This window comes from Streptomyces sp. SCL15-4, from assembly GCF_033366695.1.
Lineage (GTDB): Bacteria > Actinomycetota > Actinomycetes > Streptomycetales > Streptomycetaceae > Streptomyces.
In genome coordinates, this window is record NZ_JAOBTQ010000001.1 from 4,538,682 (window position 1) to 4,561,793 (window position 23,112).

Consider the following 23,112-nt stretch of genomic DNA (forward strand, 5'->3'; position numbering starts at 1 on the left):
GGCGCCGGCGGCGGGATGCGATCGGCCTCCGCCGGCGTTGGCATGACGTATGACGTCACTTCGTACACTCGGCTCCTCCGATCTTGAAGTCTTCCCGCTCTGCCTCGGCGGCAACGTCTTCGGCTGGACCGCCGACGAGCAGGCCTCCTTCGCCGTCCTCGACGCCTACACCGCGGCCGGCGGCAACTTCGTCGACACCGCCGACGTCTACTCGGCCTGGGCCGACGGCAACAAGGGCGGCGAGTCGGAGACCATCCTCGGCGCGTGGCTGAAGGCCCGCGGCAACCGCTCCGACGTGATCATCGCGACCAAGGTCAGCCAGCACCCGGAGTACCAGGGCCTGTCGGCCGCCAACATCAAGGCCGCCGCCGACGCCTCGCTGCGCCGCCTGGGCACCGACCACATCGACCTCTACTACACCCACTTCGACCAGCCCGAGGTGCCGGTCGAGGAGATCATCGGCGCGCTGGACGAGCTGGTGAAGGCCGGCAAGGTCCGGCACATCGCCGCCTCCAACATCACCGCCGAGCGCCTGCGCGAGTCCCTGGAGTTCTCCGACCGCGAGGGCCTCGCCCGCTATGTCGCCCTCCAGCCGCACTACAACCTGGTCTCCCGCGACACCTACGAGGGCCCGCTGCAGGAACTCGTCGCCCGCGAGGGCCTGTCCGTCGTCCCGTACTTCGCGCTCGCCTCGGGCTTCCTGACCGGCAAGTACCGGCCCGGCGAGAGCGTCGACAGCGCCCGCGCCGACCGGGTCGGCGACTACGTGGCCTCCGAGCGCGGCCAGAAGGTCCTGACGGCCCTGGACGAGGTCGCCGCCGCCCGCCGGGCCCCGGTCGCCACGGTCGCCCTGGCCTGGCTCGCCGCCCAGCCGACGGTCACCGCCCCGATCGCCTCGGCCCGCACGGTGGAGCAGCTGCCCGCGCTGCTCGGCGTGGCGGAGCTGGAACTCACGGATGAGGAAGTGGCGAGGCTGACGGAGGCCTCGGCCTGAGTCCGCTCCACGGCGGTGCCGTCCCTCCGTCCGGCGCCCGCGGTCAGGTCCGGTACGGGTTGTACAGGGGGTAGGGCACCGCCGGGTGTCCGTACGGCGCCGCCGCCCGGTACACCGGGACCGCGGCGGCGGCCCGGCCCGCGTACTCCAGCGCCGGCCGGGCCAGATGCCGCCGCTTCCACAGCTCCTCCAGCAGCTCCCGCTCCCGCGGGACGAAGTCCGCTCCGGCCTTGCCGGCGTGCCCGCGCCGCCGCAGGAACGCGAGCGAGGTGGCGTACCTCTCGTAGCGGGCCACCTCCCGTGCCGCCGGACGGCCGTGGTGGTGCCGGGCGTAGTCCCGGGCCATCCGGCGCGCCCGCATCGATCCGAGCGCGAACGGCTCGGCCGGCCCGAGCCACCCGGCCAGCACATACGCCGGCAGCTCCGTCCGTACCAGGCGCAGCTCCCGCTGCCGGGTCCAGACCGCGAGCCAGGTCACCAGCCCGAACACGGGCACCATGAAGCCGCCGTACACGGCGAGGAACCCGTACTGCCCGAAGGTGGCCGAGCCGTTCCAGAGGGCGTGCATGCCCATCGCGAGCAGCAGTCCGCACACCGGCAGGAGGATCCGCCGGGCGGACCGGCGCTCGGCGGACAGCGCGGCGACGCCGAAGCCGATGCCGGTCAGGACGGTGAACAGGGGATGCGCGAACGGGGACATCACGATGCGCACGAAGAAGGTGGCGGCGGTGACGGAGGCGATGCCCCGGTCGCCGGTGAGCTGGTCGGTCCCGAAGGCCGTGCCGAGGTAGAGGATGTTCTCGGTGAACGCGAACCCGGTGGCGGTGATCCCCGCTATCACCACGCCGTCCACGATCCCGGTGAAGTCGCGTCTGCGGAACAGGAAGACCAGCAGTACGGCGGCGGCCTTCGCGGACTCCTCCACGATCGGCGCTATCACCGTGGCGCCGAGGGTGTCGGCGCTCGCCGGGTCGGCGGTGGAGGTGGCGATCCACTCCGTGGCGAAGCTGTTGGCCACGATGGCTATCAGCGCCGCCGCGCAGGCTCCCCAGGCGAACGAGAACACCAGGTTCCGCCAGGGGCCCGGCTCCACCCGGTCCAGCCACCGGAAGGCGGCCAGCAGCCAGGGCACCGGCAGCACGGCCAGCCCGAGCCCGACGAGGAACCCGTCCGTGCCGGTCTGCCGCCGCACGAGCGCCAGGATGACCAGCCCGGACAGCGCCAGCAGCGTGCTCGGCGCCCCGTACCGCACCCACCTGCGCTGCCACCAGTGCGGGTGGCGGAGCACACCGTCGCCGGGGCTCGGAGGACAGATCGCGGACGGAGGACTGGTGGCCACGGCATCGACCCTAACGGTGGCGGGACGAGGGGCCGATCGGATGACCGGCCCGGACGGTGCGCCGGACCGGGCGGTGCGCGAGCGGCGGGCGGTCGCCCGCCGCGGACGGTGAGCCCGGCACGGCGCACCGTCCGCGCGCGGACGGCCCGCCGGTCCCGGCGGCCCGCCGGTCGGCTATCCGTCCCGGCGGTGCGGTACACGCCGGAACAGCAGATCGTTCACGACGTGTCCCTTGTCCAGTCCCTGTCCCTCGAAACGGGTCAGCGGCCGGAACTCCGGGCGCGGCGCGAAACCGCCGTCCGGCCGGGTGTTCTCGAAGTCCGGGTGCGCGGTGAGCACCATGAGCATCTGCTCGGCGTACGGCTCCCAGTCCGTCGCGCAGTGCAGCAGCGCGCCGGGCTTCAGCCGGGCCGCGGCGAGCGTCAGGAACTCCGGCTGGATGAGCCGCCGCTTGTGGTGCCGCTTCTTGGGCCAGGGGTCGGGGAAGTAGACGCGCAGCCCGTCCAGCGCGTCCGGGCGGAGCATCTCGCGCAGCAGGATGATCGCGTCGCCGTTGCCCACCCGGACGTTGGACAGGCCGCCGCGTTCGGCGAGGGCCAGCAGGTTGCCCTGGCCTGGCGTGTGCACGTCGACGGCGAGGATGTTGGTGTCCGGGTCGCCCGCAGCCATCCGCGCGGTGGCCTCGCCCATCCCGAACCCGATCTCCAGGACCACGGGACGGTCGTTGCCGAACAGCTCGGCCGGGTCGATCACCCGCTGCCCGTCGATGTCCAGCCCCCACACGGGCCACAGCCGCCGCAACGCCTCGGCCTGCCCGGCCGTCACCCGGCTGCGCCGCGGCTGGAAGCTCCGGATCCGCCGCTCGAAGTGCGAACCGGCGGGGTCCGCCTTCGGCCCGTCCGGGAAGCGCGGTTCGCCCTTGGCCCGGGCGGGCCGGGCGGGGTCACCGGGGGCGGGCGGGGGTGCGGGGGTGTTCAGGGAGTCAGACACAGTAAGGCCGATTTTACGGGTCCGGGCAGCTCACTCCGGCGCCCGGAGCATGGCCAGCGCCCGGCGCCCGATCTCGCGTCCGATCGGCAGCGAGGCGGTGGCCGCGGGCGAGGGCGCGTTCAGCACGTGCACGGCCCGCGCGCCCTCCCGGATCAGGAAGTCGTCCACCAGCGTCCCGTCGCGCAGCACCGCCTGCGCCCGCACCCCGGCCGGCGCCGGCACCAGGTCCCCGGCCTCCACGCCGGGCAGCAGTCTGCGCACCGCCTCCAGGAACGCCCCCTTGGACACCGAGCGGCGCAGCTCGCCCGCCCCGTACCGCCAGTGCCGCCGGGCGATCGCCCACGCGCCCGGCCACGCCAGGGTGCCGGCCAGCTCGCGGGGCCGCAGGACCGTCCAGCCGTACCCCTCGCGGGCCAGCGCCGGCACCGCGTTGGGCCCGATGTGCACGCTCCCGTCGATCCCGCGGGTCAGGTGCACGCCGAGGAACGGGAACGCCGGGTCGGGCACCGGATACACCAGGCCCCGCACCAGCTCGGGCCGGGCCAGTTCGTAGTACTCCCCGCGGAACGGCACGATCCGCATCCCGGGCTCGTCCCCGGTCAGCCGCGCCACCTCGTCGCAGTGCAGCCCGGCGCAGTTCACCAGCACGCGCCCGCGCACGACGTCCCCGGCGGCGGTGCGCACGGCCACACCCCGCTCCGGCCGCCGGTCCACCCGGACGACCCGGGCGCCGTAGCGGATCTCCGACCCGGAGGCGCGGGCCAGCTCCCGGGCCACGCCCGCGTAGTCGCACACGCCGGTCGTGCCGACGTGTATCGCGGCCAGGCCGCGCACCTCCGGTTCGAACCCGGCGATCTGCGCGGGTCCCAGCTCCCGCACCGGGATGCCGTTCTCCCGGCCCCGCTGCACGAGCGCGTGCAGCCGCGGCAGCTCCGCCCGCTCGGTGGCGACGATCAGCTTGCCGGTGACGGCGTGCGGGACGCCGTACTCGGCGCAGAACTTCACCATCTCGGCGGCGCCGCGCACCGCGTACCGCGCCTTGAGCGAGCCCGGGCGGTAGTAGATCCCGCTGTGGATGACCCCGCTGTTGCGTCCCGTCTGGTGCCGGGCCGGCCCGTCCTCCTTCTCCAGCACGGTCACGCGCGTGCCCGGCGCCGCCCGCGTGATCGCGTACGCCGCCGACAGCCCGACGATCCCCCCGCCGATCACGAGCACATCACAGTCGTACGCCCCGCCCGGCACCGAGCACCACCTCCACTCCCGATAGTGCACTGCGCCACTGACAGCACCTTCAAACGCCGGGAGGACACGGCGCGGGGCCGCGGCATGCGGCTCCGCCGCGTGGAGGCGGCTCCTACGCCGGTGCCATCAGAAGCGGCCGGGCCCGCTCCCGCAGCTCCACCACCCGCGGCTCGTCCCCGTACGGCTCCAGCCGGTGCAGGAGGTCCTTCACGTACTCGGTGGTCCGGGCGGACGAGATCCGCCCCGCCACCTCCACGGCCCGCACGCCCTGCTCGCACGCCGCGTCGAGGTTCCCGGACTCCAGCTCGGCGACGGCCGACACCACCAGCCGCAGCCCGTGCGACCGCACGAACTCCTCCGTCGGCTTCGACAAGGCGTGCTCGGTGAACCGCCGCACCTGCCGGGGCGCCTTCAGGTCCCGGTAGCACTCCGCGGCGTCCGCGGCGAACCGGTCGTATCCGTAGAAACCCAGCCAGGAGGGGTCGTTGTCGCCGGGCCGGGAGCGCTCCAGCCAGCTCTCCGCCGCCTTCAGCGCGGTGCCGGCCGCCTGCGCGTCACCGGCGCGCGCGTGCGCCCGCGCCTCGACCAGCCGGAAGAAGCTCATGGTGCGGGCGGTGGCCAGGCCCCGGTTCCGCTCCAGCGCGGCCTGCGCGAGGTCCACGCCCTCGTCGCCGAAGCCACGGTAGGTGGCCTGCAACGACATGGAGGCGAGGACATAGCCTCCGAGGGGGACGTCCGCCGCCGCGCGCGCGAGGCGCAGCGCCTGGATGTAGTAGCGCTGCGCGGCCTCCTGCTGTCCGGTGTCGAAGGCCATCCAGCCCGCGAGCCGGGTGAGTTCGGCCGAGGCGCCGAACAGGGCGCGGCCCACCTCGTCGGAGTAGGAGCCGAGCAGCAGCGGTGCCGCCTCCACCCGCAGGCACTCCGGCACCATCGACGAACGCCAGTCGCCGCCGCCGTATTTGGAGTCCCAGCGCCGGGCGTCCTCGGCGGCCTCCCGCAGCTTCTGCACATCGCTGTGGCCGACTTTGAGCGGTGCGCCGGAGCCCTCGGCGGCGCCCGCCTCCCGCGCGACCGAGCTGTCGGCGGGGGTTATCAGCCAGCGCGAGGCGGGCGTTGCGTACGCGCTCACTGCGAACGATCCGGCGAGGGACTGCCAGATGCCGCCGGAACCGGCCCGGCGGCCGGCCAGGTCGAGGCGGTACAGCTCGGTGGCCGACTTCACCGCCTGGGCCACGTCCCTGGGGAAGGCGAGGCCCACCTCGGGCGCGGGGTCCGCGTCCGCCAGGCCGATCTCGTGCAGCGGCACGGGACGGCCGAGCTTCTGGCCGATGGCGGCGGCGATCAGGTGCGGCGCGGCACCCTGGGGCACCATGCCCTTCGACACCCAGCGCGCCACCGACGTCTTGTCGTAGCGAAGCGTCAGCCCGCGCTGGGCGCCAAGGTCGTTGACGCGCCGGGCGAGTCCGGCGTTGCTGATTCCCGCGAGGGCGAGAACGGCGCCGAGCTTTTCGTTCGGCCCGCGTTGCTCCCTGGACATGCGCCACCCCTCGACACAGACGGCTGCCGCGCTGGCATAACCATGCGGCATTCGTAAACCCAGCGTAGTTCGCCGCATCCCAAGCGTTAAGGGGCAATGTTCCGGATGGCGGGATTGTGGTCGGTGCGTCCGCGCGGCCCTTTACGCAGCGTGCGCGGGCTGTCGCCACGTGCCCCCGCACGTGTGGCCGTGCGCCCGCCCGTGCGCTCTTCTCCGGCCATCGGGGGAGCGATTCCATGGTCGTGCGTGGGTCGGCCCGCTGTACTGGATCCAGTGGGCTGGGGGACACCGCCGCCTTCATCCCCGCGGGTGGCGGACCGGTCCGGGAGGCGTCATCCGCCTCCCGGACCGTGCGTGTGTGTAAGCCCTCAGGCGCTCCGCAGGCCTGTACGGAGCGTGCTCAATTTCGTCGCGCTGTCACGGATTTGGCTGAAAAACATCCCCCATTCGTGTGGTGAAATTCCCTCGCGACCATGCAACTTGGGGGCGCGAAACGGGTTTTGGGGGAGCGCATTAGGGGCGCATTCGTGTCGCGCCCGTGGGGGCCCGGTCGCCGCCGCGCCGGCCGTCCACTCGTCAACTCCCTTGGCCCGCACCGTCGGCGTCCCGCGGTCCGAGGCGGCCGCGCCGCACCTCCCGGACGTGTTCTTCATGGCAGCATGGGGCCGTTCGTGCGGTGCACTGGTGGTCCACAGCCTGTGGAGGCGTCGATGCGGTGGTTGGTGGGGTGGAGCAGCACCGCCGCGGGCGCCGCCGGGATCGGTTCGGCGGGGGCCGTCGGATACGACGGCGAAACCCTGCAACCGGTCGGCTCCCAGCTCCTGTGGGGCGACCCGGACCCGCTGTGGGCGGTCGGCGACTGGCGCCCGGACGAGATCCGCGTGGTGCACGCCGACCCGGAGCACCGGATCGCCGTCCTCGGCATCTGCGGCGCCACCGACGAGGAACTGCGGCGTGGCCTGTTCACGGCGCGCGGGGGCGCGGTGCGCCACCTGACCACCTGGTCCGGCAGCTACACGGCCGTGGTCCGGGCCGGCCGCCGCATCACCGTCTGCGGCGACCTCGCGGGCGCCCGGCCGGTCTTCTACACCCCCTGGTCCGGCGGCACCGCCTACGCCACCGCCGCGCTGCCCCTGGCCGACCTCGTCGAGGCCAACCTCGACTTCACCCACCTCGCCGCCCTGCTCGCCGCCCCGGACGTGCCGGCCGCGCTGCGCGACACCACTCCCTACGACGGCGTACGGCGCGTTCCGCCGGGGCACGCCCTGGTGCTGCGCGCCGGGGCGCGCGAGATCGCCGGGTACGAGCCGGTCGCCTCCCTCGCCGTGTCCGCTCCTCCCGCCGATGCCGGCCACGCCGTGGACGCCGTACGGGACGCCCTGGTGGAGGCGGTCCGCACCCGGCTGGCGGCCCCCCGGCACGTGCCCGACCTGGACCCCGGACCGGTGCCCGGCATGGGACCGGCCGAGCGGCGCGCCGCCCGCGGGATGCCGGTGCCCGGCGTCGGCGCCGACCTGTCCGGCGGGCCCGCCTCCGGCACCCTCGCGCTGCTGGCCGCCGGGCTGCCCGGCCGTCCCGGCACGCTCCTCGGCCACCGCACCGGCGCGGGCGAGCGCCTGCTCGCCGTCACCTTCAACGACCTGGCCGTGCCCGGCCGCGAGGCCGAACTCGAGCGCGCGGGCGCCCTGGCCGCGGGCCCCCGACTGCACCACGTCGTGGTCACCGGCGGCGAGGAGACCCTGCCGTACGCCGACCTCGACGTCCCCCTCACCGACGAACCCGGCCCCTGCCTCGTCCAGGCGGCCCGGCACCGCGCGCGGCTCGCCGCCGGCAGCGCGGACCACTTCACCGGCCACGGCGCCCGCCAGGTGCTGGACGCCCACCCCGCCCGGCTCGCCGACCTCCTGGTGGACCGCCGGCGGCGCCACCTGGTCCGGCCGGTCGCCGCGCTCGCCCGCGCCGACGGCTCGGTGTTCGTCCCCGCGCGCGTGTACGGCGCGGCCCGGAAGCTGGCCCGCACCCCCTACCGGGCGGGACTGGAGGCGCTGGCCGAGCGGCTGATGCGGCGCCGCTTCGACGAGCCCCGGGGAGCGGCCGACGCGTCCCTCGCCGCACTCGCCTGGGCCGGGCCCGGGCCCGCCGCGCGATGGCTGACGGGAGAGGCGCTGGCCGAAGTATCGGTTCTCCTCCAGGCGGAGGCCGACCGCTCCGGAAGCGGCGCCCTGCGGCCCGGCGACTACCGCGCGCGGGCGGCGCTCGCCCGGCACGCCGCCGACCTCCGTGTCCTGGAGCAGGCCGCGGAGATCCGCTCCCAGCGGCTGCACGCGCCCTTCCTCGACAACCAGGTCGTCCGCGCCTGCCGCGCCCTTCCCGAGGCCCTGCGCGTCCGGCCCGGCGCCCGCGCGGCCGTCCTGCGGACGGTCCTGGAGGGCGCCGGTGTCACCGACCTGCCGCCCGGCTGGGGCACCCCGTCCCACGCCTCCTCGGCGGCGGCCGCGCGCGCGGGGCTGCGGGCCGCGGCCGACCCGCTCCTGGACCTCTTCGCCACGCCCCTGCTGGCCGACGCCGGCCTGGTGGAGGCCCGCGTCGTGCGCGCGGCCCTGCGGGGCGGCGCGGCGGGCGAGCCCCTGCCCCTGGACGGCCTCGCCGACCTCGTCTCCCTCGAACTGTGGCTGCGGCGCCTCCTCGCCCGCCGCGGCACGTGCTGGACGGGCACGCCGTCCCGTTCCCGAGCGGTCCCCGCGGGGATCCAGCCGAGGCGCGGCGCGCTGGCGCCGGGAGCGTGAGCCGGCGGGCAGGCGCGGTGCGGGGCGGGCCGGACCGGTGTCCGGCCGCGGGCCGTGGCGGGGCCGGCCGCGCGGTTCCCGCGCCTCCGGCTCCGCCCGGCCGGCCGCACCGGTGCGAAACCCCCGTGCCCGCTGTCACCGCAGCCCGCCACAATGACCGGGTGCGGTACAGAATCCTGGGCGTGACCCAAGCAGCGGACGACCGGGGGGCTCCCGTACCCATCGGCGGGCGACGGCTGCGCACGCTGGTCGCCGCTCTGGCCCTGCGGGCCGGCCGTACCGTCACCCCCGGCACCCTCATCGACGAGATCTGGGCGGACGACCCGCCCCAGGACGCCCCCGCCGCCCTCCAGGCCCTGGTCGGCCGGCTCCGCCGCACCCTCGGCAGGGACACCGTCACCTCCGTCCAGGGCGGCTACCGCCTCGAAGCCGGCAAGGACGACGTGGACCTCCACGTCTTCGAGCGGCTCACCCGCGCCGGCACCGCCGCCCTCGCCGCCGGTGACGCGGCCACCGCCCACCGCGTCCTCACCGAGGCCCTGTCCCTCTGGTACGGCCCCGCCCTCGCCGACCTCCCCGACCGCACCGCCGCCGCCCGTCCCGAGGCCCTGCGCCTGGAGGCGGCCCGCGCCCGCGCCGCCGCCGCCCTCGACCTCGGCCGCGCCCAGGAGGCCGTCCCGGAGCTGCGGGAACTGACCGCCGCCCACCCCTACGACGAGCCGCTGCGCGTCCTGCTCATCCGCGCCCTGCGCGACACCGGCCGCACCGCCGACGCCCTCGCCGCCTACGAGTCCGCCCGCCGCACCCTCGCCGACGCCCTCGGCACCGACCCGGGCCGCGAACTCCGCGAGCTGCACGCGTCGCTGCTCGGCGAGGAGCCCCCCGCCGCCGCCCCGGCGCCCCCGCGCCCGCCCCGGCGCACCGGCAACCTCCGCCCCCGGCTGACCTCCTTCGTCGGCCGGGAACCGGAGCTGGCGGCCATCCGCCGCGACCTGCGCGAGACCCGCCTGGTGACGCTCACCGGACCCGGCGGCTCCGGAAAGACCCGCCTCGCCGAGGAGGCCGCCGCCGCCCACCCCTCGGCCTGGCTGGTGGAGCTGGCGCCGCTGGAGAGGCCGGAGGCGGTCCCCGCCGCCGTGGTCAGCGCGCTCGGCCTGCGCGAGACGGTGCTGCTGGCCAACGAGCTGGGCACCCCGCAGACCGACCCCACGGCCCTGCTGATCGAGTACTGCGCCCCGCGCGCCCACCTCCTGGTCCTCGACAACTGCGAACACGTCATCGGCGCCGCCGCCGCCCTCGCCGAGACCCTCCTCACCCGCTGCCCGGGGCTCACGATCCTCGCCACCAGCCGGGAACCGCTGGGCGTGCCCGGAGAGTCGGTGCGCCCGGTCGAGCCGCTCGTCCCGGAGCAGGCGCACCGCCTCTTCGCCGAGCGCGCGCGGACCGTCCGCCCGGACGCGGACGCGGTGCTCGGCGACACCGAGGCCGTCGCGGAGATCTGCCGCCGCCTGGACGGGCTGCCGCTCGCCATCGAGCTGGCCGCCGCCCGGCTCCGGCTGCTGACCCCGCGGCAGATCGCCGACCGCCTGGACGACCGCTTCCGCCTGCTCACCTCCGGCAGCCGCACCGTCCTGCCCCGCCAGCAGACCCTGCGCGCGGTCGTCGACTGGTCCTGGGAGCTGCTGGAGGAGGACGAGCGGACGGTGCTGCGCGAGGTGTCGGTGTTCGCCGGCGGCTGGGACCTCGCGGCGGCCGAGGCCGTGTGCACCGGTCCCGCGGCGGACCTGCTCGGCGCGCTGGTCGACAAGTCCCTCGTGGTCGCCGCCCCGTACGACCCGGACGGCACCGGGACCGGGACCGGCATGCGCTACCGCATGCTGGAGACCATCCACGAGTACGCCACCGAGCGCGCCGCCGAGGTCCCCGGACTGCGCGCGGCGGCCGAGCGCCGCCACCGTGCCTGGGTGCGCGCGCTGGTGGAGGAGGCCGAGCCGCAGCTGCGGTCGGCGGCCCAACTGCCCTGGTTCACCCGCCTGGAGACCGAGCTGGACAACATCCGCGCCGCCCTGGACCGCGCGGTCCGCGCGGGCGACGAGGCCGGAGCGGGCGCCCTGGTGCTGGCCATCGGCTGGTTCTGGTGGCTGCGCAGCCACCGCCAGGAGGCGGTGGCCTGGGTGCGGCTGGTGCTCCGCCTGGGCGCCGCCCTGGACACCCTGCCGGCGGACGCGCCGCCCGGCGAGCTGGTGGCCCGCGTGGAGTCCGCCGACCCGGTGGGCGCCTTCCTCGCCGAGCCCGCCGGCCACGCCGGCCACCCGCTGGCCGAGCTGCGGACCGACCTGCGCATGCTCGACCTGTTCCTGACCTCCGAGTCGAGCGCCGACCACCTCGCGGGCGACGAGCGGACCCCGGAGTACGTGGCGCGCGTGCGGGCCGCCTACGAGCGCGGCGGCCCCGCGGCCGCCCGCTTCCCGGGCATCCTCTGGCCGCTGACCACCTACTACCTGGGCAGCCCCGCCGACGTCCGCCCGAGCCTGTCGGAGTCCGTCGCCAACGCCCGCGAGTACGGCGGCGACTGGGAGATCGCGGTCGCCCTGATGTACCGCGCGCATGTGGCCGTCGACTCCTCGGGCAACCTCCAGGGCGTGGACGAGGACCTGGCCGAGCTGCGGCGACTCGGCCGGCGCGTCGGCGACCGCTGGACGGGCGCCCAGGTGTGCAGCGCGGCCGGCGAGGCGGCCATGGCGCGCGGCCGGTTCGACGAGGCACGCGCCGAGTACGCCGAGGCGCTGCGCCTCGCCCACGAGGTCGGCGCGTACGCCGAGGCGCCGTTCCTGATCGCCCGGCTCGCCGAGATCTCCTACCGCTGCGGCGACCGGAACGGCGCGCTGGCGGCCCTGGACGAGGCGGAGTCGGCCGCCGACCGGTACGCGGTGCCGGAATCCCGGGCCTTCGTGCTGCTGCTGCGCGCCCACCTCGCCCTGAGCGACGGCGACACCGGCCGCGCCCGCGCGCTGTACGAGGCGTCCCGCGCGCTGGTCGGGAACGGCGGCACCGCGCCCCCGCAGTTCCTGGCGGCCCAGCGCATGGTCGAGGCGTACGTCGTCGCCGACGAGTCCGGCACGGCCGAGGGGCTGCGCATCCTGGCGACGGCCCTGCGCGAGGCCGTGGACAGCCGCTGCGCCGAGGCGGTCACGGCCGGCCTGGTGGACGCGGCGGCCTGTCTGCTGGCCCGGAGCGGCGATCTGCCGGGCGCCGTCCGGCTGTTCACCGCCGCCGACGGCTGGCGCGAGGGCATCCCCCGGCCCGCGCCGGAGCGCGGCGAGGCCGCCCGGGCGCACGCCGACGCCCGCGCGGCCCTCCCGCCCGACCGCTACGCCGCCGAGTGCGCCCGCGGCGCCTCCATGGGCGTGGCGGACGTCCTGCGGGACCTGGCGGCGGTGCCGGCGGCGAGCCGTACGGCCGGCGCGTGAACGGGCCTACCGGCAGGTGAACCGGGACTCCGCCCAGTCCGCCGGCGCCACCCGGCCGGGACCGTGGTCGCGCGGCTCCACCACCAGCCGTACGGTCCGGCGCCCGGTGAGGTCCACATGCACGGGGACGGCCGGGTCACCGCCCTCGACCATGCCGGAGCGCCACAGCGGCACCCCGTCGGCGTGGACGGAGAAGTAGACCCTGCCGAGCCCGAGGGCCATGTCGTCCACGCCGGCCCGCGCGTCGTAGGCGGTGCACGGCCGGTTGAGGTCGATGGTGACGGAGGACTCGCCGTGCACGGTGACTCCGTGCGCGTACGTCCTGCCGCCGATCGTCAGGCCGTACCGCTGCCACACCCAGCTGCTCCCGCCCAGCCTGATCTCGGGCTCGGTGCCGTCACCGGTGGCGTCGAAGCGCAGCGCGCTCAACTCGTAGACGGCGGGTGCGGGCGGCGGGGTCGGGGTCGGCGTCGGGGTCGGCCTGGGCTTCGGCTTCGGCTTCGGCTTCGGCGGCGGAGTGGACGTCGGCGTCGGGGTCGGCGTCGGTGTGGGCCTGGGGCGCGGCTTCGGCGGGGGAGAGGGCGTGGGCGTCGGCGTGGGCGTGGCCGGAAGCGGTGCGGGGGCGACGGCCGCCGGCTTCGGCGAGGGCTCGGGCCGGGGCCTTGGAGGAGCGGGCACGGGCGCCGGCGTCCCGGGGCGTACGACCGGAGCGGACGGGGACGGCCGGGCGACGGCCTCCTTCGCCGGGCGGTCGTCGTTCACCAGGGCCAGCGCGACCGCGGCGACGGCCACCGCGACCACTCCTGCCGCGATACCGGCCTTCACCGGCGCCCCGAGCCCCTCGGAAACCGCGGCCCCGCCGGCCCCGGACGAGCCGGTGGCCGCGGCGGCGGCCCCGGCCGCCCCGGCCCCGGCGCCGCCCGCCACGATCCCGAGCGCCTTGGCGTACCCGGCGGCCCCGAACCAGCCGATGACCGCGACCGGGACGACCGCGGGGATCCCGCTCGCGACCTCCTCGATCTGCGCCGCGGCCAGCCGGCACCGGGCGCACTCCGCGAGGTGCTCGCGCAGGCCCCGCTCGGCCCGTACGCGCAGTTTGCGGCGGGCGTAGGTGCCGAGCTGGTCGGCGTAGCGGGCGCACTCCTCGTCGGCGGTGAGCGCGGTGCTGACGTGGGCCTGGAGATAGGCCTGCTTCAGCCCCTCCCGGGCGCGGCTGGCGAGCACCCGGGTGCCGTTGGCGTCCAGCCCGAACAGGACGGCCACCTCGCTCGGGGACTCGTCCTCCACCTCGGTGTGCCACAGCACGGCCTGCCAGCGCTCGGGCAGGGAGCGGAACGCGCGCATGGCCAGGGACTGCTCGGCCTCGTGCAGGGCGCGTACGTCCGCGCCCGGATCGCCCGGGCCGGCGCCGGACGCCTCCGCGGCCCGCGCGGCCTGCTGGGCGAAGAGCGCGAAGTCGTCGACGAGCTGCTCGCGCCGGGCCGACTTGGCCCAGTGCGCGGCGACGCGTCGTACGGAGGTCAGCAGATAGGCCCGTACGGCGTGCTCGGGCCCGGAGCCGCCGCGCACCGCCTGGAGCATCCGGGCGAACACCTCGGCGGTGAGGTCGTCGGCGGTGTGGCCGTCCCGGCAGCAGGTCCGCGCGTACCGGCGTACCGCGTCGGCGTGCCGCCGGTACAGCTCCTCGTAGGCGAAGTCGTCGCCGGAGCGCATCCGTTCGATCAGCTCACCGTCGGCGGCGGGTATCTCCCGAGGCGGCGGAACACTCCCGTCCCCGGGTCCGCCGCGGAACGAGGCGCGTCCGCCTTGGCCGGGCACGTGCGGCCCGCGCCTCTCCGCGCCCCCGTGTGACTCGTCCCACCCGTCAGCGCTCATCGCGGACAGCTCCCGGCCCCGGCCCAGCCCAACCCGTCACCGGCTCAGAGTGCCACAGCCCTTTTCTCCCGAGCACCCCATCCACTCGTCCGAGCGCACTTGTCCCCGGGCCCCCGAACACCCTTCGAACGGGGACGGCCGGACCGACGGCACCGCTCACCGGGCCGCCGCCGCACGACCCGGCAGCCGCCGACGGCGGACGCGTCCCGCGAGCACCACCCGCGCGACGCGTCCGCCGAGGACGAACCGGGCCGAGCCGGACCTACGCCGGAGCCGGCGCGGGCCGGGACCGGAGCCCTTCCAGCAGGATGTCCAGCAGCCGGGCCGAAGCCGCCGCCTGCTGCGCCGCATCCGGCAGGGACGGCGCCGCCGTGGCGATCACCAGCAGCACATCCCCCACCGACACGTCCGCCCGCAGCTCACCCGCCGACCGGGCCCGCTCCACCAACTGCCCGACCACGTCGAGCAACGCCCCGGCCCCGGCGTCGTCGGCCCCCATCGAGGACTCGTCCGACACCAGCCGCAGCTCACCGCCGCCCGGCTGCACCCGCTGCGGAGGCACCCGGACCGCCTCACCCGGCCCGTCCGAACCGGCGGAACCGACCCGCAGCACCTGCGGCGGCAGCAGCCGTCCCGCGCCCGACGCCACCGACGTCCGCAGGAACCGCGACAGCGCCGACCACGGCTCGTCCTCCTGCCCGAGCGCCGTCCGCGCCTGCTCGGTCAGCCGCGCCGTCTCCTCCTCGGCGATCCGCCGCACCAGCACGTCCTTGCTGGGAAAGCGCCGGTACACCGTGCCGACCCCGACCCGGGCGCGCCGCGCCACGTCCTCCATCGGCGCGCCGTACCCCAGCTCGCCGAACACCTCCCGCGCCGCACGCAGCACGTGCTCCAGGTTGCGCTGCGCGTCCACCCGCAGCGGAGTCGTCCGCACCCCGTCCGCGCGTGGGGTGCCCGCCGCCGTACTCATCGTTCTGCCGCCGGGCGCGATGGCGGCGGCCGATGCCCAATGCGTGTCCTGAACATGCATGTCTTCCCCCGGTAATGACGTCTCCCCCCGGAGACTCTCCCCACCACTGGATACGAAGCGCGCGGATCTGGCATCGGTTCCGACCGGATCCGCCCGTCGCGGACCCGTTCGACCACATTCCCTACACTCCGTCGACACACGAACATAGTTGAGAGGCAGTCAATTCAGAAGGGGCAGGTTCCGTACAGTGCGCCCCCCGATCGGAGTACGGGGCGTGTACGTCCCGATTCCGTCCCATCCCGCCCTCTCCGCCGCCCCCGCTGACCTGCCCCCTTTCGTCCCGCACGGTCGCCGCGGCCGACTCGGCGCACACCCGGCCGCCGGTCACACAAATTGCCGGGCCTGTGGACAAACTCCGGCGCCGGGTGCGTCATGGGATGGTGAAGGAACGTGCGCGCATTCTGGTTGTCGGCGGCGGCTACGTCGGGATGTACACGGCCCTGCGTCTCCAGCGGAAGCTGAAGGCGGAGCTGAGGAGAGGCGAGGCCGACATCACCGTCGTCACTCCCGACCCCTACATGACGTACCAGCCGTTCCTTCCCGAGGCCGCCGCGGGCTCGATCTCGCCGCGCCACGTCGTCGTACCGCTGCGCCGCGTCCTGCACCGGTGTCACGTCGTCATCGGCGAGGTGACCTCCATCGACCACGCGGCGCGCACGGCGGCCGTCAGCACGCTCGCCACCGCCGACGAGGGCAGCTCCGCCGAACTGCTCGGCTACGACGAACTCGTGCTCGCCCCCGGCTCGGTCTCCCGCGCCCTGCCTGTCCCCGGCCTCGCCGAGTACGGCATCGGCTTCAAGACCGTCGAGGAGGCCATCGGCCTGCGCAACCACGTCATCGAACAGATGGACATCGCCTCCTCCACCCGCGACCCCGCGATCCGCGACGCCGCCCTCACCTTCGTCTTCGTCGGCGGCGGCTACGCGGGCGTCGAGGCCCTCGGCGAACTGGAGGACATGGCCCGCTACGCCGCCCGCTACTACCACAACCTCCGCCCCGAGGACATGAAGTGGATCCTCGTCGAGGCCACCGACCGGATCCTGCCGGAGGTCGGCCCGGAGATGGGCCGCTACACCGTCACCCAGCTGCGCCGCCGCAACATCCAGGTGCTGCTGGACACCCGCCTGGAATCCTGCGCCGACCGGGTCGCCGTCCTCAGCGACGGCCAGCGCTTCCCCACTCGTACGCTCGTGTGGACGGCCGGCGTCAAACCGCACCCGCTGATCGCCGCCACCGGCCTGCCGCGCACCGACCGCGGCCGGCTCCGCTGCACCGCCCAGCTCACCGTCGAGGGCACCGAGCACGTCTGGGCCGCGGGCGACGCCGCCGCCGTCCCCGACGTCACCGCCGCCGAGCCCGGCTCCGACACCGCGCCCAACGCCCAGCACGCGGTCCGCCAGGCCAGGGTCCTCGGCGACAACATCGCGCACGCGCTGCGCGGGGAGCCCCTGGAGACGTACGCGCACCGCTACGCCGGCTCCGTCGCCTCCCTCGGCCTGCACAAGGGCGTCGCCCAGGTCTACGGCCGCGAGCTGAAGGGCTACCCGGCCTGGTTCATGCACCGCCTGTACCACCTCAGCCGCGTGCCCACCGTCAACCGCAAGGCCCGGGTGCTCGCCGAATGGACCCTCGCCGGGCTGTTCAAGCGGGAGATCGTCTCGCTCGGCTCGCTCGAACACCCCCGTGCGGAGTTCGAACTGGCGGCCGGTGGAAAGCCTCCGCACAGCCCCTCCGACGACCCGAAGGGGTAGTCCCGTACGGACCCGGGAACTCCGCGGACCGCCGAGGCGTCTGACGGATGTCGCCGCGGTCCGCCCCCTGCCGGACCGCCCCCGTCCCCGGACCGGTCATCCCCGCCCGCCCACAGCACCCACGAGGGTTTCCCCACAGTGAACTTCACGCGCTGGAGCGCCCGGCTCCCCGGAACGCAGCGCCGCGCCGCCGCGCGGACCGAGTCGGCGGTCCCGCCGGACCGGCGGGGGGACGGCTCCGTGCCCGCGGCCCGCGCCGAACGGTCCGCCGACGGCGGACCCGCGGTGCCCGCCGTCGACGAACTGCCCACGCGTGACGTCCTGGACCGCGTCCCGGCCCTCGTCGCCCTCGTCCACGGCCCCGACCACCGCATCGGCTACGTCAACGGCGCCTACACCACCGCCTTCGGCGTCCGCCCCACCGGCGCCCCCGCCCGTGACGCCCTGCCCGAACTCGCCGAGCTGGGCCTGCTCCCGCTGCTCGACCAGGTGCTGCGCAGCGGCAGACCCCGCACCCTGAAGTCCCGCAAGGCCGTCGACGGCCGCTCGTACACCTTCACCTGCACGCCCGTCACCGAGGACGGCGACCGCGACGCGGGCGTGCTGGTCTTCGCCACCGACGTCACCGACCACGCCGAGGCCGCCGAACGCCTGCGCGCCAGCGAACGCCGCCAGCGTGAGACGGCCGTCACCCTCCAGCGCTCCCTGCTCCCGCAGGAACTGGAGCAGCCCGACGACCTGCGCATCGCCGCCACCTACCAGCCCGGCGGCACCGAGGCCGCGGTCGGCGGCGACTGGTACGACGTGATCACCCTCGGCGGCGGCCGGACCGCGCTGGTCATCGGCGACGTCATGGGCCGCGGGGTGCGGGCCGCGGCCGTCATGGGCCAGCTCCGCACGGCCGTCCGCGCCTACGCCCGCCTCGACCTGCCCCCGCACGAGGTGCTCCAGCTGCTCGACGGCCTCGCCGCCGAGATCGACGCCAACCAGATCGCCACCTGTGTCTACGCGATCCACGACCCGAACGAGGGCCGCCTGGTGTACGCGTCCGCCGGCCATCTGCCGATCCTGGTCCGCGACGAGAACGGCGTGGTCACCCGCGCCGACGAACCCACCGGCCCGCCGCTCGGCACCGGCGGCTGGATCCACTCCTCCGGCTGCGTCGACCTCGGCCCCGGCGCCACGGCCGTCCTCTACACCGACGGCCTGGTGGAGCGCCGGGACGCCGACCTGGACGAGGGCATCGCCGCGCTCGCCGGCGCGCTGGCCGGCGCCACCGGGAGCCCGCAGGTCGTCTGCGACCGCCTGGTCCGCTCGGCCGGCGTCACCGCCGACCACGACGACGACGTGGCCGTCCTCGTCCTCCAGCACCCGGCGCGTACCGGCCCCGACGGCGATCTCTTCCGCAACGCGGCCCTGGAACTCCTCGGCGGCGTCGAGGCGGCACCCCGCGCCCGCGCGTTCGCCTCCGGCGTGCTGACCAGCTGGCGCTTCCCCGCCGACCTGCACGACCTCGGCGTCCTCGCCACCAGCGAGCTGGTCGCCAACTCCCTCCAGCACGGCGTCCCGCCCATGCGGCTGCGCCTGCGCCGCACCGACCGCCGCCTGATCATCGAGGTCACGGACGGCGACGACCACCTGCCCAGGCGCCGCCGCGCGGAGCCGGGCGACGAGTCCGGCCGGGGCATCGCCATCGTGGCGACGATCGCCTCCAGCTGGGGCTGCCGCCGCACACCGGGCGGCAAGGCGGTCTGGTGCGAGTTCGTCCTGCCGAAGGGCTGAGCGCCGCGCGGGTAGGGGCCGGCTGCCGGGCGCGGGCGGTCCGCGGCCGGCAGCGCCGTTCCCCGCGCCCCCGCCAGGCGCCACCCCGGCGGCGCGGTCCTACGCCTCCGCGGCGACCGGCTCCGGTGCCCCGCCCCGGCTGACCACCCGGCTCTCCCGCGCCGTCCACGGCCGGTCCTGCGCCGCGGTGAGGCTCCGTCCCAGCCGCAGGGCCAGCACGGTGACCGACAGCGAGAACAGCAGGAAGGTCACGACGTACGGCGCGTGCAGCGAGGCGCCCAGCGGACCGCCCACCGCCGGGCCGACCGCCAGTGCCAGCTGCTTGACCAGCGCGAACGCCGAGTTGTACTGACCGGCCAGGCCCTCCGGCGCCAGATCGGCGACCAGCGGCGCGACCGTCGGCGACAGCATCGCTTCACCCAGCCCGAACAGCGCGTACGTCGACACGAAGGCGGCCGTGGCCATCTCCTGGCTGCCGTGTCCCAGCCCCGCGTACCCGGCGGCCAGCCACGCGACCGCCCAGATCAGGCCGACCGCGGCGATGACCCGGGTCCGCCGGCGCCGCTCCACGAGCTTCAGCACGGCGAACTGGGCGACCACGATCATCAGCGTGTTCGCGGCCAGCGCCGTCCCCAGCGCGGACGTGGATATCCCGGCCGCCTCCACGCCGTAGGCGCTCAGTCCCGACTCGAACTGGCCGTAGCAGGCGAAGAAGAGCACGAAGCCCAGCACGCACAGCTGCACCATCGCCCGGTTGCCGAGCAACTGCTTCCAGCCGCCCCTGGCCGACCGCGCCGGAGCGTCCGCCATCCGGGGGGAGTGCGGCATGCGCACGGTCGCCATCACCACGACCAGCACCAGGAACATCAGCGCCTCGATCGCGAACAGCAGCGTGAACGAGGACACGCGCGTGGTGTCGACGAGGTGACCGCCGATGAGGCCGCCCACGCCGAGCCCCAGGTTCTGCAGGAAGAACTGCATCGCGAACGCCCGCGAGCGCGTGTCCGCCGTGGAGCAGTCCACGATCATCGTCGCCAGCGCCGGCTGCATCACGGCCTGTCCGGCACCGAGCGCGGCGGCGGACAGCAGCACGCTCGCGGCCCCGCCCGCCAGACCGAGGCTCAGCGCGCCCAGAGCGGCGAGGACCAGGGCGGCGAGCAGGACCGGCAGGGGACCGCGCCGCACGATCGCCCGGCCGGCGAACGGCAGCACGATCAGCGCGGCCACGGCGAAGACGGCGAGCACGAGTCCCGCCGTCATGGCTCCCAGCCCCCGCACCTGCGCCACGTAGACGTACAGGTAGGGGACGGTGAAGCCGAGCCCGAACGCGCTGAGCGCGTTGCCCACGTGGATCCGGCGCATCGCCGCGCCCATCGCCCTGGTCACGTTCACCTCTCTCACTAGTTAGACCTGAAGACTTCGAAGCTAAAGTTCGAAGCTAAAGATTACACAGCGAAGGACTTCAAGGCAAAGGGGTCGCGTGCGATACTGCGGCCATGGCCGACACCCCCGGCGTCACGGAGCCGACACTCGAAGAACAGATCGCCGCCTACCAGCGCGAGTTCCAGGACCTGGACCCCCAGGTCGAGAAGATCGTGTCGGCGCTGTCCCGGCTCAACCGCCGGATGAATGTCGCGTACGGCCGTCAGACCTCCGCCCTCGGCATCAGCAATGCCGAGTGGGAGGTCCTCAAGGCCCTCGTCCTCTCCGGTGCGCCCTATCGCATGGGTCCGAGCGACCTGGCCAAGCGGCTCGGCCTGACTCCGGCCGCGATGACGCACCGGATCGACCGCATGGTGGCCGAGGGTCTGGTCACCCGGGAGCGGGACGAGTCCAACCGCGTCCGGGTCATCGTGGAGCTGACGCCCGAGGGCCGCGAGAAGTGGCTGGAGGCCATGCGCCTGGCGACGGTCTTCGAGGAGGACCTCCTCCAGGACCTCACTCCCGCCGAGCGCGCGGTGCTCGGCGAGGTCCTGACCCGGCTCCTGCGCCGGGTGGAGCACGCGCAGCCGGACGCCGGCGGCCGGCTCACCGACCTGGACTGAGACCGGCTCCCGAGGCCGCGCAAAAGATGTTGACAGAGGGGTGTTGACACGCCTGCTGTCGATCCGTAGGGTTCTTCGGGTTGCCACGGAGCCGTAACGGTTCCTCGGCAGCACTCCGCCGCCTTGAGCGGCACCCCTCACACCACCAGCACGATCTCCCGTACGGGTTGATTTCGGCGTGCCCGAATTCAATTCGAATACGGACTCGGCGGCCCGATTGGGAATCGCCGGGAGGATCCGCTAAGGTTTGAGACGTCGGAACGGCCCAACGGCCGGGAAGGCAAACCCCGCTGACCGGGGATCAGACGCCGAAAGGATCTGATAGAGTCGGAACCGCCGGAAAGGGAAACGCGAGAGCGGGAACCTGGAAAGCACCGAGGAAATCGGATCGAGAAAAGATCTGATAGAGTCGGAAACGCAAGACCGAAGGGAAGCGCCCGGAGGAAAGCCCGAGAGGGTGAGTACAAAGGAAGCGACCGTTCCTTGAGAACTCAACAGCGTGCCAAAAGTCAACGCCAGATATGTTGATACCCCGTCTCCGGTCATCACGGCCGGGACGAGGTTCCTTTGAAAAAACACAGCGAGGACGCTGTGTGCGAGAGGACTATTCCTCCTCTCGCACCGCTCTCGTGATGTGTCATCCCGATTACGGGAAAACATTCACGGAGAGTTTGATCCTGGCTCAGGACGAACGCTGGCGGCGTGCTTAACACATGCAAGTCGAACGATGAACCTCCTTCGGGAGGGGATTAGTGGCGAACGGGTGAGTAACACGTGGGCAATCTGCCCTGCACTCTGGGACAAGCCCTGGAAACGGGGTCTAATACCGGATATGAGCTTCCATCGCATGGTGGAGGCTGTAAAGCTCCGGCGGTGCAGGATGAGCCCGCGGCCTATCAGCTTGTTGGTGAGGTAACGGCTCACCAAGGCGACGACGGGTAGCCGGCCTGAGAGGGCGACCGGCCACACTGGGACTGAGACACGGCCCAGACTCCTACGGGAGGCAGCAGTGGGGAATATTGCACAATGGGCGAAAGCCTGATGCAGCGACGCCGCGTGAGGGATGACGGCCTTCGGGTTGTAAACCTCTTTCAGCAGGGAAGAAGCGAAAGTGACGGTACCTGCAGAAGAAGCGCCGGCTAACTACGTGCCAGCAGCCGCGGTAATACGTAGGGCGCAAGCGTTGTCCGGAATTATTGGGCGTAAAGAGCTCGTAGGCGGCTTGTCACGTCGGTTGTGAAAGCCCGGGGCTTAACCCCGGGTCTGCAGTCGATACGGGCAGGCTAGAGTTCGGTAGGGGAGATCGGAATTCCTGGTGTAGCGGTGAAATGCGCAGATATCAGGAGGAACACCGGTGGCGAAGGCGGATCTCTGGGCCGATACTGACGCTGAGGAGCGAAAGCGTGGGGAGCGAACAGGATTAGATACCCTGGTAGTCCACGCCGTAAACGGTGGGCACTAGGTGTGGGCAACATTCCACGTTGTCCGTGCCGCAGCTAACGCATTAAGTGCCCCGCCTGGGGAGTACGGCCGCAAGGCTAAAACTCAAAGGAATTGACGGGGGCCCGCACAAGCGGCGGAGCATGTGGCTTAATTCGACGCAACGCGAAGAACCTTACCAAGGCTTGACATACACCGGAAAGCATTAGAGATAGTGCCCCCCTTGTGGTCGGTGTACAGGTGGTGCATGGCTGTCGTCAGCTCGTGTCGTGAGATGTTGGGTTAAGTCCCGCAACGAGCGCAACCCTTGTCCCGTGTTGCCAGCAGGCCCTTGTGGTGCTGGGGACTCACGGGAGACCGCCGGGGTCAACTCGGAGGAAGGTGGGGACGACGTCAAGTCATCATGCCCCTTATGTCTTGGGCTGCACACGTGCTACAATGGCCGGTACAATGAGCTGCGATACCGTGAGGTGGAGCGAATCTCAAAAAGCCGGTCTCAGTTCGGATTGGGGTCTGCAACTCGACCCCATGAAGTCGGAGTCGCTAGTAATCGCAGATCAGCATTGCTGCGGTGAATACGTTCCCGGGCCTTGTACACACCGCCCGTCACGTCACGAAAGTCGGTAACACCCGAAGCCGGTGGCCCAACCCCTTGTGGGAGGGAGCTGTCGAAGGTGGGACTGGCGATTGGGACGAAGTCGTAACAAGGTAGCCGTACCGGAAGGTGCGGCTGGATCACCTCCTTTCTAAGGAGCATCTAGCTGCCGCGAGGCAGCCAGAGCCACTACGTCGGCGAATGATCGACGGTGGTTAGCTCATGGGTGGAACGTT

13 protein-coding genes and 1 rRNA gene are annotated in these 23,112 nt (G+C 73.7%); 7 read left to right on the forward strand and 7 right to left on the reverse strand.

The genetic code is table 11. The annotated features are described in order from the left end of the window. The first annotated feature begins 49 nt into the window (after positions 1-49). Positions 50-994, forward strand: coding sequence for an aldo/keto reductase (locus SCK26_RS20000; protein ID WP_318202668.1), 945 nt, complete (start codon positions 50-52; stop codon positions 992-994). Between the two features lie 43 nt (positions 995-1,037). On the opposite strand, the gene SCK26_RS20005 is transcribed toward SCK26_RS20000, so the two are convergent. The 4 genes from SCK26_RS20005 to SCK26_RS20020 all read right to left on the reverse strand — a co-directional run bounded on the left by SCK26_RS20005 (position 1,038) and on the right by SCK26_RS20020 (position 6,102). Continuing rightward, complete coding sequence (locus SCK26_RS20005) at positions 1,038-2,333, reverse strand: PrsW family intramembrane metalloprotease (RefSeq protein WP_412080761.1); 1,296 nt, start codon at positions 2,331-2,333, stop codon at positions 1,038-1,040. Between the two features lie 174 nt (positions 2,334-2,507). Continuing rightward, positions 2,508-3,323 carry a tRNA (guanosine(46)-N7)-methyltransferase TrmB gene (gene trmB / locus SCK26_RS20010; RefSeq protein ID WP_412080762.1) on the reverse strand — a complete coding sequence of 272 codons (816 nt, stop codon included), beginning with the start codon at positions 3,321-3,323 and terminating at the stop codon, positions 2,508-2,510. Positions 3,324-3,353: 30 nt separating this feature from the next. Beyond that, a complete protein-coding gene (gene lhgO / locus SCK26_RS20015; RefSeq protein ID WP_318202669.1) occupies positions 3,354-4,565 on the reverse strand; it encodes an L-2-hydroxyglutarate oxidase in 1,212 nt (403 codons plus the stop codon). A gap of 112 nt (positions 4,566-4,677) precedes the next feature. Then, the gene (locus SCK26_RS20020; protein ID WP_318202670.1) at positions 4,678-6,102 is read right to left on the reverse strand and encodes an MFS transporter; all 1,425 of its coding nucleotides are present in this window, start codon (positions 6,100-6,102) and stop codon (positions 4,678-4,680) included. Between the two features lie 710 nt (positions 6,103-6,812). Between SCK26_RS20020 and SCK26_RS20025 the strand changes: the two genes are divergently transcribed. Together SCK26_RS20025 and SCK26_RS20030 are read left to right on the forward strand one after the other, a co-directional pair. Beyond that, positions 6,813-8,888: an asparagine synthase-related protein gene (locus SCK26_RS20025; RefSeq protein ID WP_318202671.1), complete on the forward strand. Its 2,076-nt coding sequence runs from the start codon at positions 6,813-6,815 to the stop codon at positions 8,886-8,888. Positions 8,889-9,070: 182 nt separating this feature from the next. Next, positions 9,071-12,358, forward strand: a complete 3,288-nt coding sequence (locus SCK26_RS20030) for a BTAD domain-containing putative transcriptional regulator (protein ID WP_318202672.1) — start codon at positions 9,071-9,073, stop codon at positions 12,356-12,358. Positions 12,359-12,364: 6 nt separating this feature from the next. Here SCK26_RS20030 and SCK26_RS20035 read toward each other — a convergent pair whose 3' ends face one another. Together SCK26_RS20035 and SCK26_RS20040 are read right to left on the reverse strand one after the other, a co-directional pair. Next, complete coding sequence (locus tag SCK26_RS20035; RefSeq protein WP_318202673.1) at positions 12,365-14,233, reverse strand: sigma-70 family RNA polymerase sigma factor; 1,869 nt, start codon at positions 14,231-14,233, stop codon at positions 12,365-12,367. 262 nt (positions 14,234-14,495) lie between these two features. Continuing rightward, positions 14,496-15,263 carry a TetR/AcrR family transcriptional regulator gene (locus SCK26_RS20040; protein ID WP_318202674.1) on the reverse strand — a complete coding sequence of 256 codons (768 nt, stop codon included), beginning with the start codon at positions 15,261-15,263 and terminating at the stop codon, positions 14,496-14,498. A 377-nt stretch (positions 15,264-15,640) separates the two neighbouring features. On the opposite strand from SCK26_RS20040, the gene SCK26_RS20045 reads away from it, so the two are divergent. Further along, complete coding sequence (locus SCK26_RS20045; protein WP_318202675.1) at positions 15,641-17,014, forward strand: NAD(P)/FAD-dependent oxidoreductase; 1,374 nt, start codon at positions 15,641-15,643, stop codon at positions 17,012-17,014. A 138-nt stretch (positions 17,015-17,152) separates the two neighbouring features. Then, on the forward strand, positions 17,153-18,796 hold the full coding sequence (locus SCK26_RS20050) for a SpoIIE family protein phosphatase (protein WP_318202676.1): 1,644 nt from the start codon (positions 17,153-17,155) through the stop codon (positions 18,794-18,796). Positions 18,797-18,895: 99 nt separating this feature from the next. On the opposite strand, the gene SCK26_RS20055 is transcribed toward SCK26_RS20050, so the two are convergent. After that, positions 18,896-20,182 carry an MFS transporter gene (locus tag SCK26_RS20055; protein WP_318202677.1) on the reverse strand — a complete coding sequence of 429 codons (1,287 nt, stop codon included), beginning with the start codon at positions 20,180-20,182 and terminating at the stop codon, positions 18,896-18,898. A gap of 110 nt (positions 20,183-20,292) precedes the next feature. Between SCK26_RS20055 and SCK26_RS20060 the strand changes: the two genes are divergently transcribed. Together SCK26_RS20060 and SCK26_RS20065 are read left to right on the forward strand one after the other, a co-directional pair. After that, on the forward strand, positions 20,293-20,841 hold the full coding sequence (locus SCK26_RS20060; RefSeq protein WP_225099788.1) for a MarR family winged helix-turn-helix transcriptional regulator: 549 nt from the start codon (positions 20,293-20,295) through the stop codon (positions 20,839-20,841). Positions 20,842-21,500: 659 nt separating this feature from the next. Next, positions 21,501-23,027: ribosomal RNA gene (locus SCK26_RS20065) — 16S ribosomal RNA — on the forward strand. Positions 23,028-23,112: the final 85 nt, after the last annotated feature.

What these genes read in the sequence shown, in the direction of transcription:
- SCK26_RS20060 (WP_225099788.1), top strand. Translation starts at nt 20,293, where the DNA reads ATGGCCGACACCCCCGGCGTCACGGAGCCGACACTCGAAGAACAGATC.
- SCK26_RS20040 (WP_318202674.1), bottom strand. Translation starts at nt 15,263, where the DNA reads ATGCATGTTCAGGACACGCATTGGGCATCGGCCGCCGCCATCGCGCCC.
- SCK26_RS20035 (WP_318202673.1), bottom strand. Translation starts at nt 14,233, where the DNA reads ATGAGCGCTGACGGGTGGGACGAGTCACACGGGGGCGCGGAGAGGCGC.
- SCK26_RS20025 (WP_318202671.1), top strand. Translation starts at nt 6,813, where the DNA reads ATGCGGTGGTTGGTGGGGTGGAGCAGCACCGCCGCGGGCGCCGCCGGG.
- SCK26_RS20020 (WP_318202670.1), bottom strand. Translation starts at nt 6,102, where the DNA reads ATGTCCAGGGAGCAACGCGGGCCGAACGAAAAGCTCGGCGCCGTTCTC.
- SCK26_RS20000 (WP_318202668.1), top strand. Translation starts at nt 50, where the DNA reads ATGACGTCACTTCGTACACTCGGCTCCTCCGATCTTGAAGTCTTCCCG.
- SCK26_RS20045 (WP_318202675.1), top strand. Translation starts at nt 15,641, where the DNA reads ATGGTGAAGGAACGTGCGCGCATTCTGGTTGTCGGCGGCGGCTACGTC.